This is a genomic window from Thioclava sp. F34-6 (assembly GCF_002213235.1).
In the GTDB taxonomy this organism is placed as follows: Bacteria; Pseudomonadota; Alphaproteobacteria; order Rhodobacterales; family Rhodobacteraceae; genus Thioclava; species Thioclava nitratireducens.
Genome location: NZ_NBOA01000003.1, coordinates 570,595 through 582,780 on the forward strand (window position 1 = coordinate 570,595; position 12,186 = coordinate 582,780).

Annotated in this window: 14 protein-coding genes; 8 read left to right on the forward strand and 6 right to left on the reverse strand. The window is 63.5% G+C overall.

Annotated elements, in window-relative coordinates; all coding sequences use genetic code 11:
• The first annotated feature begins 10 nt into the window (after window positions 1-10).
• The 3 genes from B6V72_RS08680 to B6V72_RS08690 are packed head-to-tail and all read left to right on the forward strand — an operon-like array spanning window position 11 to window position 1,275.
• Entirely contained in the window at window positions 11-385 is a 375-nt protein-coding gene (locus B6V72_RS08680; RefSeq protein ID WP_075774360.1) for an NADH:ubiquinone oxidoreductase subunit NDUFA12, read from the forward strand.
• A 12-nt stretch (window positions 386-397) separates the two neighbouring features.
• Window positions 398-868 carry an outer membrane lipid asymmetry maintenance protein MlaD gene (gene mlaD, locus B6V72_RS08685; RefSeq protein ID WP_075774361.1) on the forward strand — a complete coding sequence of 157 codons (471 nt, stop codon included), beginning with the start codon at window positions 398-400 and terminating at the stop codon, window positions 866-868.
• Window positions 865-1,275 (forward strand): DUF2155 domain-containing protein, encoded by a 411-nt coding sequence (locus B6V72_RS08690; protein WP_075774362.1) that lies wholly within the window; start codon window positions 865-867, stop codon window positions 1,273-1,275. Before mlaD ends, B6V72_RS08690 begins: the two co-directional genes overlap by 4 nt.
• Here B6V72_RS08690 and aat read toward each other — a convergent pair.
• Window positions 1,239-1,877, reverse strand: a complete 639-nt coding sequence (gene aat / locus B6V72_RS08695) for a leucyl/phenylalanyl-tRNA--protein transferase (RefSeq protein ID WP_088735340.1) — start codon at window positions 1,875-1,877, stop codon at window positions 1,239-1,241. The genes B6V72_RS08690 and aat overlap by 37 nt on opposite strands.
• A 71-nt stretch (window positions 1,878-1,948) precedes the next feature.
• On the opposite strand from aat, the gene B6V72_RS08700 reads away from it, so the two are divergent.
• Entirely contained in the window at window positions 1,949-2,659 is a 711-nt protein-coding gene (locus B6V72_RS08700; RefSeq protein ID WP_088735341.1) for a class I SAM-dependent methyltransferase, read from the forward strand.
• Window positions 2,660-2,704: 45 nt separating this feature from the next.
• Here B6V72_RS08700 and accC read toward each other — a convergent pair whose 3' ends face one another.
• Complete coding sequence (gene accC, locus B6V72_RS08705) at window positions 2,705-4,048, reverse strand: acetyl-CoA carboxylase biotin carboxylase subunit (protein ID WP_075774365.1); 1,344 nt, start codon at window positions 4,046-4,048, stop codon at window positions 2,705-2,707.
• Window positions 4,049-4,058: 10 nt separating this feature from the next.
• The gene (accB, locus tag B6V72_RS08710) at window positions 4,059-4,559 is read right to left on the reverse strand and encodes an acetyl-CoA carboxylase biotin carboxyl carrier protein (RefSeq protein ID WP_075774721.1); all 501 of its coding nucleotides are present in this window, start codon (window positions 4,557-4,559) and stop codon (window positions 4,059-4,061) included.
• A 295-nt stretch (window positions 4,560-4,854) separates the two neighbouring features.
• Here accB and B6V72_RS08715 point away from each other — a divergent pair, with 295 nt between their 5' ends.
• Window positions 4,855-6,198 (forward strand): NAD(P)-dependent oxidoreductase, encoded by a 1,344-nt coding sequence (locus tag B6V72_RS08715; RefSeq protein ID WP_088735342.1) that lies wholly within the window; start codon window positions 4,855-4,857, stop codon window positions 6,196-6,198.
• Between the two features lie 3 nt (window positions 6,199-6,201).
• Window positions 6,202-7,503, forward strand: a complete 1,302-nt coding sequence (gene preA / locus B6V72_RS08720; RefSeq protein ID WP_075774367.1) for an NAD-dependent dihydropyrimidine dehydrogenase subunit PreA — start codon at window positions 6,202-6,204, stop codon at window positions 7,501-7,503.
• Between the two features lie 10 nt (window positions 7,504-7,513).
• Here preA and B6V72_RS08725 read toward each other — a convergent pair whose 3' ends face one another.
• Together B6V72_RS08725 and B6V72_RS08730 are read right to left on the reverse strand one after the other, a co-directional pair.
• Window positions 7,514-8,146 (reverse strand): hypothetical protein, encoded by a 633-nt coding sequence (locus tag B6V72_RS08725; protein ID WP_075774368.1) that lies wholly within the window; start codon window positions 8,144-8,146, stop codon window positions 7,514-7,516.
• Between the two features lie 112 nt (window positions 8,147-8,258).
• On the reverse strand, window positions 8,259-8,909 hold the full coding sequence (locus tag B6V72_RS08730) for a TetR family transcriptional regulator C-terminal domain-containing protein (RefSeq protein WP_199224627.1): 651 nt from the start codon (window positions 8,907-8,909) through the stop codon (window positions 8,259-8,261).
• Between the two features lie 200 nt (window positions 8,910-9,109).
• Here B6V72_RS08730 and B6V72_RS08735 point away from each other — a divergent pair, with 200 nt between their 5' ends.
• Complete coding sequence (locus tag B6V72_RS08735; protein ID WP_088718966.1) at window positions 9,110-10,435, forward strand: aspartate aminotransferase family protein; 1,326 nt, start codon at window positions 9,110-9,112, stop codon at window positions 10,433-10,435.
• A 125-nt stretch (window positions 10,436-10,560) separates the two neighbouring features.
• Here B6V72_RS08735 and B6V72_RS08740 read toward each other — a convergent pair whose 3' ends face one another.
• Window positions 10,561-11,142, reverse strand: coding sequence for a VOC family protein (locus B6V72_RS08740; protein WP_075774370.1), 582 nt, complete (start codon window positions 11,140-11,142; stop codon window positions 10,561-10,563).
• Window positions 11,143-11,318: 176 nt separating this feature from the next.
• Here B6V72_RS08740 and B6V72_RS08745 point away from each other — a divergent pair, with 176 nt between their 5' ends.
• A complete protein-coding gene (locus B6V72_RS08745) occupies window positions 11,319-12,182 on the forward strand; it encodes a hypothetical protein (protein WP_075774371.1) in 864 nt (287 codons plus the stop codon).
• Window positions 12,183-12,186: the final 4 nt, after the last annotated feature.

Consider the following 12,186-nt stretch of genomic DNA (forward strand, 5'->3'; position numbering starts at 1 on the left):
AGGTTGCCCCATGAAGTTTCTGCTTCGAATTCTCACCTGGTGGAACGGCTCGACCGTCGGCACGCAGCTTTTCACCGCGCGCAAGGGCGTGAAAGTTGGCGAGGACGAGCAAGGCAACATCTATTACCGCACCAAGGACGCCAAGCGCCGCTGGGTGATCTATAACGGCGAGAGCGAAGCGAGCCGTATTCCTCCGGACTGGCATGGCTGGATCCACTTCACCTATGACGAGCCGCCGACCGACAAACCGCTGGCCCATAAGCCATGGGAAAAGCCGCATGAGCAGAACCACACCGGCACCGAAGCGGCCTATGTGCCGCCGGGGTCGATTCGCCTCGCGCACCCGGTCGAGCGCCGCGATTACGAGGCTTGGCAGCCCGAGTAAGGCCACCGCGCTATGAGCGAAAACCGCACCGAGATCATTACCGGCGCGATCGTGCTGGTCGTGGCACTGGGCTTTTTGCTCTGGGCGGGGCGTGGCATGGGAATCGGGGCCGATGGCGGTTCCTATCCGCTGCATGCCTCCTTCCGGTCGATCGGGGGCGTCGTGCCCGGCACCGATGTGCGACTTGCGGGCGTGAAGGTTGGGACGGTGACGGATGTCGCGCTGAACCCCAAGACGTTCTTCGCCGACACTACGATCTCGGTGAAGAAGGGCGTTGCGCTGCCCGAGGATACGGTGATCGCGGTGACGCAAGACGGGCTCTTGGGCGCGAACTATATCGAACTGATCCCCGGCGGAGCGATCGACGATCTCAAGCCGGGTGATGAAATTCTCGACACGCAGAGCGCGGTCTCGATGCTGAACCTGATGCTGAAATTCGCAGGTGGCGGCAGTGGCGACGGCGCAGGGGAGGGGGCGCAATGATCCGCGCTTTGGTTTTGATCGCAGCACTCGTTCCAGGGCTCGCTGTCGCACAGGACTTCACGCAAACGACGCCGGACGACCAGATCCCGCAGGATGAGCCCGCGAAAGGGCTGGCTGACGGTACGGGCGCGATGCTGCGCGGGCTCGACAAGGTGTCGGGCATCGCCTCGGACATCAATCTGAATGTCGGGCAGAGCGTGAAATACGGGTTCATCACGGTAACGCTACGCGAATGCCGCTACCCGGCCGACGATCCGTCCTCCGATGCCTATGCCTATGTGACGGTAACCGAAGAGGACAAGCCGCAGCCCGATTTCGCAGGCTGGATGATTGCTTCGAGCCCGGCGCTCTCGGCACTCGATCACCCGCGTTACGACGTCTGGGTCATCCGATGCAAAAGTGACTGAGGCGCGGGGATCGCGCCTGAGGTGAAGTCGCACTCTCGGGGCAGCGCCTGCGCGAGCCGCGCGCGATATTCGTTTCGGGTCACCTCGACCGCACCCATCGAAGCCAGATGCGGCGTGATGTATTGCGTATCGAGCAAGCTGAACCCCGTCTGACGCAGCCGGTCCACCAGGTAGGCGAGCGCCACTTTCGAGGCATTGGGGCGGCGCGAGAACATGCTCTCTCCGAAGAACGCTCCGCCAAGGGTAATCCCGAAGATGCCGCCCGCGAGTGTTCCATCCTGCCAGACCTCCAGGCTATGCGCGAAGCCTGCGGCGTGGAGCTGATCGTAGAGCGCGAAGAGCGGTCCGTTGATCCATGTCTCGTCGCGGTCGGCACAGCCTTCGACCACGCCGCGAAACGCGGCATTTGTCGAAATACTGTAATCCCCGCGCCGGATGACCTTCGCGAGAGAGCGCGAAATGTGGAATTTGTCCAAGGGGACGATCCCGCGCAAGGCTGGGTCGAACCAGTGAAGCTGCGGATTGTCGCGGCTTTCAGCCATCGGGAAGATGCCCTGCGCATATCCCGCGAGAAGTAGTTCCGCGCTCAGTCTGTCCGTCATTGTCTTGCCCGGTTTTCCCGTTACGCCTAGGCTCGCCAACAAGATGAACCAGAGCGGGGCCGAGCGCAAATATGGGTTTCTACGATTTCCTCCCCGAGATCGATCGATATGCCGAGGATCCCGGCACGGTGGAGCGGATGAACCTGCGCTACAAGATGATCATCAAGCCGCTCGAGCAGGAGATCGCGGGCAAGCGTGTGCTCGATCTGGCGGCGCATGATGGTCGCTGGGCCTATGCCTTCGCCGCTGCGGGAGCCTCGGAAGTGGTGGGAATCGAAGGGCGGCAGGAGCTGATCGACCGCTTCGACCAATTTCCCCGCGCGCATCTGCGCGAGAAGGTGAAGCTTATCTGCGACGACATCTTCGACGGGATGCAGAAGCTGATCGACGCGGGCGAGCGCTTCGACGTGGTCGGTGTCCTCGGTATCCTCTACCACGTCATGGACCATTTCCGGTTGTTCCAGCTGGTGCGCCAGCTCGGGCCGGAACTGGTGATCGTGGACAGCGAATTCGCGCAGCGCCCCGGCCCGGTGATCCTGCTGATGCGCGAGCGCACCGATAACGAGCTGAACTCGATCCCGCAGATCGACGGGCAGGAGAAAGCGTTGATCGGAATTCCATCCTTCCCGGCGATGACCGCAATGGCAGATGTGCTCGATTACGACTGCCATTGGCTCGACTGGGAGCAGATCGGACAAGGCCAACGCAGCCATATCGGCGATTACTATCGCCCCAAGGATAAAGAGAAAAAGCGCGGCACCTGCCTGCTGACCCCGAAATGAAAAACGCCCCCGAAACCGGGGGCGTTTTCGTCAATGTCGACCCGCTCAGAGGTTTTTCTCGAGCCATTTCTCGAGCCAGTGGATCGAGTAGTTGCCGCTCTGGATGTCTGGCTCTTGCAGGAGCGCGTTGAACAACGGAACGGTCGTATCCACCCCGTCCACGATCAGCTCGCCAAGCGCGCGATGCAGGCGCTGCAGCGCCTCGTGGCGGTCGCGGCCATGCACGATCAGCTTCGCGATGAGGCTGTCGTAATAGGGCGGGATCGAATAACCATCATAAAGCGCGCTATCCATCCGCACGCCAAGGCCGCCCGGCGCGTGGTAATGGGTGATCTTGCCGGGGCAGGGAGCGAAGTTCGGCAGCTTCTCGGCGTTGATCCGTACTTCGATCGCGTGACCGCGGATCGACAGCTTGTCCTGATCGAACTCCATCGGCTCGCCGGCGGCAACCTTGATCTGCTGACGCACGAGATCGACGCCGAAGATCGCCTCGGTCACCGGGTGTTCGACTTGAAGGCGGGTGTTCATCTCGATGAAGTAGAACTCGCCATCCTCGTAGAGGAACTCGATCGTGCCGGCGCCGGAATAGCCCATTTCGCCGATTGCGTTGGCGCAGATGCTGCCGATGCGGGCACGCTCTTCTGGGGTGATCGACGGGCCGGGGGCCTCTTCGAGCACCTTCTGGTGGCGGCGCTGGAGGGAGCAGTCGCGCTCGCCCAGATGGACGCCGCGGCCCTTGCCGTCGCCGAAGACCTGCACTTCGATATGGCGCGGCTTCTGAAGGTATTTCTCGATATAGACTTCGTCATTGCCGAAGGCGGCTTTCGCCTCGGAACGCGCGGTGCGGAACGCGACCTCAAGTTCTTCTTCGGACCTCGCGACCTTCATCCCGCGACCGCCGCCGCCGGCGGTGGCCTTGATGATGACCGGATAACCCATATCGGCCGCGATCTGCTTCGCGGATTCGGTATCGGGAACACCGCCCGCCGAGCCCGGAACGACCGGAATGCCAAGATTTTTCGCGGTTTCCTTCGCGGTGATCTTGTCGCCCATGATGCGAATATGGGCGGCGGACGGGCCGATGAAGGTAATGCCGTGATCCTCGAGCACCTGCACGAAGGCGGCATTCTCGGACAGGAACCCGTAGCCCGGGTGGATCGCCTGAGCGCCGGTGATTTCGCAGGCCGCGACGATGGCGGGCACCGAAAGGTAGGATTGGCTCGAGGAGTTCGGGCCGATGCAGACCGATTCATCGGCCATGCGCACATGCATCGCGTCCGAATCCGCCGTCGAATGGACCGCGACCGAGGCGATCCCCATCTCGCGGCAGGCACGGATCACGCGCAGCGCGATCTCGCCCCGGTTGGCGATCAGGATCTTGTCGAACATACCGGCCCCCTTATTCGACGATCATCAGGGTCGAGCCGTATTCGACCGGCTGACCGTCATCGACGAGGATGCGCTTCACGGTGCCCGACTTCGGGGCGGGGATATGGTTCATGGTTTTCATCGCCTCGACGATCATCAGCGTCTGGCCTTCCTTGACCTGGTCGCCGACCTTCACGAAGGCCGATGCGCCCGGCTCGGGCGAGAGATAGGCGGTGCCCACCATGGGCGAGGCCACGGCGCCGGGGTGATCGGCGGGGTCTTCGACAGGCGCGGATTGCTCTGCGGCCGCGGGGTGGGCAGCCGGGGCAGCAACGGGTGCCGGAGCGGGGGCTGCTGCGGGGGCAGGGGCGGCAGCGTGCACGATATTGGTCTGTTTCGACACCCGCACTTTCAGGCTGTCATCTTGCGCGTAATCGCGGGTCACGGCGATTTCGGTCAGCTCGTTCGCGTTGAGCAGTTCGGCAAGGGCCTGAATGAAGGCCACGTCGTTGTCACGGGTATTTTTGGTCATGCGGTCCTCGAAGGGTGCTTTGAAATGGAGCCCATTCTGCGGGGCTCTTTGATGCTGAGGGCGGTTATACGCGAGGTAACGCGCGGTGAAAAGGCGCATCGGCCGTCCGGTTGTCAGGGGGTCGCGATCTCGTGATTGCCCGGTATTTGAGCATGTGTGGGGTAGAAACTGCTCAACAACCGGGCAATCGGGCGGGAAATTGGCGGCCCGCCGCGCTGCGGCATATTTTACCACTTGATAAAATTCAATCCTGTGCGAGCGTAGGGAACAAGAAAAACTGACAGGGAGCCCGCAAGTGTCCAATAGCCAGCTCACCGAAGGGATCGCGCCAGCACGGCTCGACCCGGAAAGCTACTGCACCAATTTCGCCGATCACGCGCCGCCACTTGGGGCGCAAGAGGCCCGCATCGCGGCCGATCGCTGTTATTTCTGCTATGATGCGCCATGCATGGAGGCGTGCCCGACCGCGATCGACATCCCTCTGTTCATCCGGCAGATCTCGACCGGAACACCGGAAGCCGCAGCGAAGACGATCTTCGATCAGAACATCATGGGCGGTATGTGCGCCCGCGTCTGCCCGACGGAAAATCTCTGCGAAGGGTCCTGCGTTCGTATGGAGTCGGAGGGCGAGCCGGTCGAGATCGGCGCGCTGCAGCGCTACGCGACCGATACGCTGATGGCCAAGCAAAGCCACCCCTACACTCGCGCCGCGAGCACGGGCAAATCGGTCGCCGTCGTGGGCGCCGGGCCCGCAGGTCTCGCCTGTGCGCACCGTCTCGCGATGAAGGGCCACGAGGTCACCGTCTATGACGCGCGCTCGAAGCCAGGCGGCCTCAATGAATACGGTATCGCAAGCTACAAGGCGCCGGGCGGGTTCGCGCAGGCGGAAGTTGACTGGCTGCTGCAGATCGGCGGCATCACCGTGGTCGAAAACTGGCAATTGGGCCGCGCCGGTGACGGCGATCTGGCCGAGCTGCTGGGCGATTTTGACGCCGTTTTCCTCGGGATGGGCCTGTCGGGCGTGAACGCGCTGCGCCTCGATGGCGAAGACAAGGACGGTATCCGCCCCGCGACCGAGTTCATCGCGGAGTTGCGTCAGGCCTCCGATTTGGCCGAACTGCCGATCGGGCGCGATGTGGTCGTGATCGGCGGCGGCATGACGGCGGTCGACGCCGCAGTGCAGTCGAAGCTGCTGGGGGCGCTCAACGTGACCCTCGTCTACCGTCGTTCTCGCGCCGAGATGCCCGCCAGCACGGTCGAGCAGGAGCACGCGCTGACCCATGGCGTGAACATCATCGAGAACGCCGCCCCCATCGCCATCCACGGCAATGGCGCGGTGCGTCAGGTCGAGTTCGCCTATACGAAGAAGGGCCCCGACGGTCTCGAGATGACCGACGCGACCTTCAAACTGCCCGCCGATCAGGTCTTCAAAGCGATCGGTCAGACGCTGGGCGACATGCCTCCGAAAGTCGAGGTCGCGGGCGGCAAGATCAAGGTGGACGGCGCGGGCCGCACCTCGGTCGAACGGGTCTGGGCGGGGGGCGATTGCATCCATGCCGGCGAAGACCTGACCGTGACGGCGGTCGCGCAGGGGCGCGATGCAGCTGAAGAAATCCACCAATTCCTGATGGAGGGCTAAGAGATGGCCGATCTGACTTCTGAATTCATCGGTATCAAATCCCCCAATCCGTTCTGGCTCGCCTCCGCGCCGCCGACGGACAAGGAATACAATGTCCGCCGTGCCTTCGAAGCCGGTTGGGGCGGGGTCGTCTGGAAGACGCTGGGCTCGGAAGGGCCTCCCGTGGTCAACGTGAACGGCCCGCGCTACGGCGCGATCTATGGCGCGGATCGTCGTCTGCTCGGTCTCAACAATATCGAGCTGATCACCGACCGTCCGCTGCAGACAAACCTGCGCGAAATCAAGGCGGTGAAGCAGGACTACCCGGACCGCGCGATCATCGTCTCGCTGATGGTGCCCTGTGACGAGGAAAGCTGGAAGGCGATCCTGCCGCTGGTCGAGGAAACCGGCGCCGACGGGATCGAGCTGAACTTCGGTTGCCCGCATGGCATGGCCGAGCGCGGCATGGGGTCGGCTGTCGGTCAGGTCCCCGAATATATCGAGATGGTCACCCGCTGGTGTAAGCAATATTGCAGCCTGCCGGTGATCGTGAAGCTCACGCCGAACATCACCGATATCCGTCGCCCGGCGGAAGCCGCGAAGCGCGGTGGGGCCGATGCGGTCTCGCTGATCAACACGATCAATTCGATCACCTCGGTCGATCTGGACGACTTCGCGCCGGAGCCCACCATTGACGGCAAAGGCACCCATGGCGGCTATTGCGGTCCGGCGGTGAAGCCGATCGCGCTGAACATGGTGGCCGAGATCGCACGCAATCCCGATACGGCCGGTCTGCCGATCTCGGGCATCGGTGGCGTGACCACCTGGCGCGATGCGGCAGAGTTCATGGCGCTCGGGGCTGGCAACGTGCAGGTCTGCACGGCGGCGATGACCTACGGCTTCAAAGTCGTGCAGGAGATGATTTCCGGCCTGTCGGAATACATGGATCGCAAGGGCTTTACCTCGACCTCCGAATTGGTGGGCCGCGCGGTGCCGAATGTGACCGATTGGCAGTATCTCAATCTCAACTACGTCACCAAGGCAGAGATCAATCAGGAAGATTGCATCAAATGCGGTCGCTGCTATGCCGCCTGCGAGGACACCTCGCACCAGGCGATCGCGGTGTCCGACGACCGTGTCTATTCGGTCAAGGACGAGGAATGCGTGGCCTGCAACCTCTGCGTCGAGGTCTGCCCGGTTGAGTGCATCACGATGCGCAAGATGGACAAGGGTGAGGTGGATCCACGCACTGGCGAGACGGTCGGCGATTATGCCAACTGGACGAGCCATCCCAACAACCCCTCCGCTGCGACCGCAGCCGAATAAGGGCAGGGGCTTAGCGGGTCACGTCGAGGTTCGGCGCGACCTGCGGGGGCACCTGAGACCAACCCTCCTGAGGCGCGCTGTTCCGAGTATCGGGCGGCGCGTCTTTTTTCTCTGCCGTCTGTAGCGCAGTCTCCGGATGGAACTCGGCAGCGTCGGAGGTTTCGGCCTCTTTCTTCGCCGTCGATGTGTCGGCGAGCGGGGCGGTGACAATCCGTACCGGCTCAGGCGCAGGGCCCTCCGGGGTTGGCATAAGATCAGGTGCCGCCCAGAGTGCTGCCGCCTGCGCTTCGAGCGGCGTGACCTCGAAGGTCGGGATCGGGCCGGTCAAGGCGTCGGGATCGGGACGTGCACCCCCATCGCTCATGCCAAGTGCGCGGGATGATTGGTTCAAGTCCTCCGCGCCCCGATCCTGGCCATCCTCTTTCGACGCATCGGCGCTGCGCGCCGCGTGCGCCTCCAGGGCCCGCACTTGCTTCGCGCGATCCTGCGACGTCTGGGTGTCTACGTTTGCGCCGAGGCCGCCGTTCGTATTGGCCGCATCCGCAGGCGCCTCCACCTTGCTGGCAGGCGCTGTTTTCGGGGCCGCGACCGTCAATAGAGGCGACCACCCGATCTGAGGCATCAACCCCGAAATCCGGTCCATTCCGAGCTCCATTTTCTTGCGCCCCCACGCATGCTCAAACTGCGTCGAGGGTGTTACCAGACCGTTAAGATCCGGCGGAAACTTCGGAAATGGTTGCGGAAGGCTTAACCGCTCAGGGCGCGAGAAGCCGCGCGAAGAGCAGGTCTAGGAAGGGGGCGGCCCCTTCCAGCGGCTCCTTGCCCGGGCCGAGGACCGCGCGCACCTGCGTGTCGAAATCCGCGTAATGCTGGGTGAGCGCCCAGATCGAGAAGATCAGGTGGTGCGGATCGACGGGCGCGAGGCGGCCCTCAGCGATCCAGCCTTCGATGATCCGCGCTTTCTCGTCCACCAAGGTCTTGAGATCGGTGGATAATTCCGCGCCCATTCGCGGTGCGCCCTGCAGCACCTCGTTGGCGAACAGTCGACTTTCGCGCGGCATCTCGCGGCTCATCTCGAGCTTGCGACGCATGTAGCGCATTATTTCCTCACGCGGCTCGCCCTCGGCGGAGATCGCGCGCAGCGGCGCGAGCCAGATATCGAGAAGCCCTTCCAGAAGTGCCTCGTGGATCGCCTCCTTGGAGGGAAAGTAATAGAGCACGTTCGGCTTGCTCAGCCCCGCTTCCGCTGCGATCTGGTCGAGCGTCGCACCCCGGAAACCATGCGCGGAGAACACGTCCAGCGCCGCCTCGAGAATCTTGCCGCGATTGACCTTCTGAATCCGGGTCAGCGGGCGCTTGCCGTCGTCGTCGCCGGTGAAGTCGCGCGGTTCGAGGTCGTCTGCCAAGTATTCGTCTCCCAATGCGTCGTTTACGTTAACCGAAGCGTGACTGCAGGATCAATCGCTACAGGCAGGAGAGCGCGCTATAAACGCCAGGTGAAGGCCGCTTGACTGGTTCCCAAGCTGTGCTAGCGTGAGTCTGACCGTTCGGTCAAACTAGACATCCCGGCCGCGTTCCGACCCGGCCTTCCGACCGGAGTTTTCCCATGGCGCTCGACCGCAAGTCCCCCAATGATCTCAACGCTTTCTGGATGCCCTTCACGGCGAACCGCCAGTTCAAGAAGAACCCGCGCATGTTCGTGGGCGCGAAGGATATGCATTACACCACCTCCGACGGGCGCCAGGTGCTCGACGGCACGGCAGGCCTGTGGTGCTGCAACGCGGGCCATTGCCGCCCGAAGATCACCGAGGCGATCCAGAAACAGGCGGCCGAGCTCGATTACGCGCCCGCCTTCCAGATGGGCCACCCGATTGCGTTCGAGCTTGCGAACCGCATCCTCGACATCGCGCCCGACGAGATGGCGCATGTGTTCTATACCAACTCGGGCTCGGAATCGGTCGAGACCGCGCTGAAACTCGCCATCGGCTATCACCGTGCGCGCGGCGACGGGGCTCGCACGCGCCTGATCGGGCGCGAGCGCGGCTATCACGGCGTGAACTTCGGCGGTATCTCAGTGGGCGGCATCGTCACCAACCGCAAGACCTTCGGTCCGCTCGTGCCAGGGGTCGATCACCTGCCGCACACCCATCTGCCCGAAGAGAACCGTTGGTCGAAGGGCTGCCCCGAGCATGGTGCGCATCTGGCCGACGACCTCGAGCGGATCATCGCGCTGCATGGCGCCGAGACCATCGCTGCCGTCATCGTGGAGCCGGTGGCGGGCTCGACCGGCGTGCTGCTGCCGCCGAAGGGCTACCTGCAGAAGCTGCGCGACATCACCAAGAAGCACGGCATCCTGCTGATCTTCGACGAGGTGATCACCGGCTTCGGGCGCACGGGCGCGGCCTTCGCTGCCGAGAAATACGGCGTCGTGCCGGACATGATCACGACCGCAAAGGGCTTGACCAACGGCGTAATCCCGATGGGCGCGGTATTGACGACGGCCGAGGTCCACGACGCCTTCATGAACGGCCCCGAGCATATGATCGAGCTGTTCCATGGCTACACCTATTCGGGCAACCCGATCGCCGCCGCGGCCGGGATTGCGACGATCGAGACGTATCGCGAAGAGGGGCTGTTCGAGCGGGCCGCCGAGCTCGCTCCCTATTGGGAAGATGCGCTTCATTCGCTCAAGGGCGTGCGCAACGTGATCGACATCCGCAACGAGGGCCTGATCGGTGCGGTCGAGCTGGAGCCGATCGCGGGCGAACCCACGAAGCGCGCCTTCTCGGCCTTCCTGAAGGCCTATGAGAAAGGCATCCTGATCCGCACGACCGGCGACATCATCGCGATGAGCCCGCCGCTGATCATCTCGAAAGAGCAGATCGACCAGCTGGTCGGCACGCTCAAAGAGGTGCTCGAAGAGGTTGAGTGATCGGGCTCAAGCCTAGATGACAAGACGGCCGCGCAGGGACTGCGCGGCCGTTTCTCGTTGCGGGTTGATGCGCGGCCCGGGGCTAGTCGCCCCGCGCCATTCTGACGTCCGAGACGGCGCGTCGCTCAGTACGGGTTCTTCGCCCCGCGATCCTCGCTCAGCGATTGCTGCGAGCGCTCGACGATCATCTCGATCGCGTCGGCGAGATGTTCCTCACCGATGGCATTGTCACCGCGCGCCACCCGGATGCGATGCGCCTCGATCATGACCTCGGCATGGGACGTTCCGCGCGGCGGTTCGAACTTGTAGGTGGCAAGCTCGATCAGGAGTCCCAGCGGATCCTTGAAATAGATCGAATCCATAAAGCCGCGATCCTTCACGCCGGAATGCGCGATCCCGCGCGCATCGAGCCTTGCCACGACCTGCCGATGCGTCGCCATCGAGACATTGAAGGCTAGATGATGCACGCAGCCCGGGTCGGTGGGCGTGCGGTCGTGAACAGGCTTGCGGGTCTCGTTCGTGAAGATCGTGATCAGCCGCCCGTCACCCGGATCGAAATAGAGATGCCCTTCGTCGGCATTGTCGAGATTGGGCTGATCGAAGATGAACGGCATCCCCAGAACACCCTCCCAGAAATCGATGGAGCTCTGCCGATCCGCGCCGGTCAGCGTGATGTGGTGAACCCCCTGAACCTGCATCTTGCGCATGTCGTCCTCTGCCTGAATTGCCTCTCGATCAAGATAACCCGTGCAGCGCTCAGGTCTAGGAACAGGATCTGTGCGGGGCCGCGCGAAACCCCGCCGAGCGTCGCCACGCAGCGGTGCGCGAGCTTGTCGCGGCGCGGGGGTGAGCTATGGTGCGCAGCGATGCCCGGAGACTCGCGATGCTGCGCCTGACCTTTGTTCTCGCCCTGATATGCCCGCTGCCGGCCATGGCCGAACTGGTGCCGTGTGAAACTTCCATTCGCGGCAAGACCTATTCCTACGTTTACGACGCGGACAATGCGGCGCTGAAGGAAAGCCGCTCGCTGCGGGAAAAGCTCTTCGGCGAGAAGGGGGAGGTAACCTGCCCGGCACTGGTCACGCTGCGGGCGCTGACGCCCGAAATGGACGACAAAAGCCGCGCCCCGTTCTGCCTGCAATGGGACAAGGAGGCCGAGACCTATCTGGGCTACGACCGCGGTGAGCGCGACGCCTACGGGCTCTGCCGCAAGCCGTCGAAAAGCATTTGCGAGCGCCTCAAGGGGACTGCAAAGGCCGCCGGCGATCTGCGCGACGAGGCCGAAAGCGCCGTGGGCGACGCGGCGAGCAAGGTTCTGGGCAAAAAAATCGGCGGTATGATCGTGTCGGATCAGGCCGGCAACCTGCAAAAGAAGCTGCGCGATGCGGGCCTCGGCGTGCTGGCCGGAGCCTCGGCGCCCGCTCTTGCGGCCACCGCGGTCGTCGTCGGTGGCGCGATTTACATTTGTTCGGATACCGGCGCGGAGGCGGTGGGGCTCGAAGCCGACCCGGTCGAGCCGATCTCGGATGGGAAGGAGCTGCTGGGCTCGAAACTGCCCAAGACGCATCTGCCCGCAGGCGTGGCCGGTGCACCGATGCGCCCGGTCGAGACCGAGACGCTGCCAGCCGCGCCAGACGCAAATGCGCCGGATGCGTCGGAGGGGGCTTCGCAATCGCCCGCACCGGCGAGCTCCAACGCGGCACCCGTCGGCGCGCCGGATATCACCGCCGATCCGGCAGCGAACTGAGCGA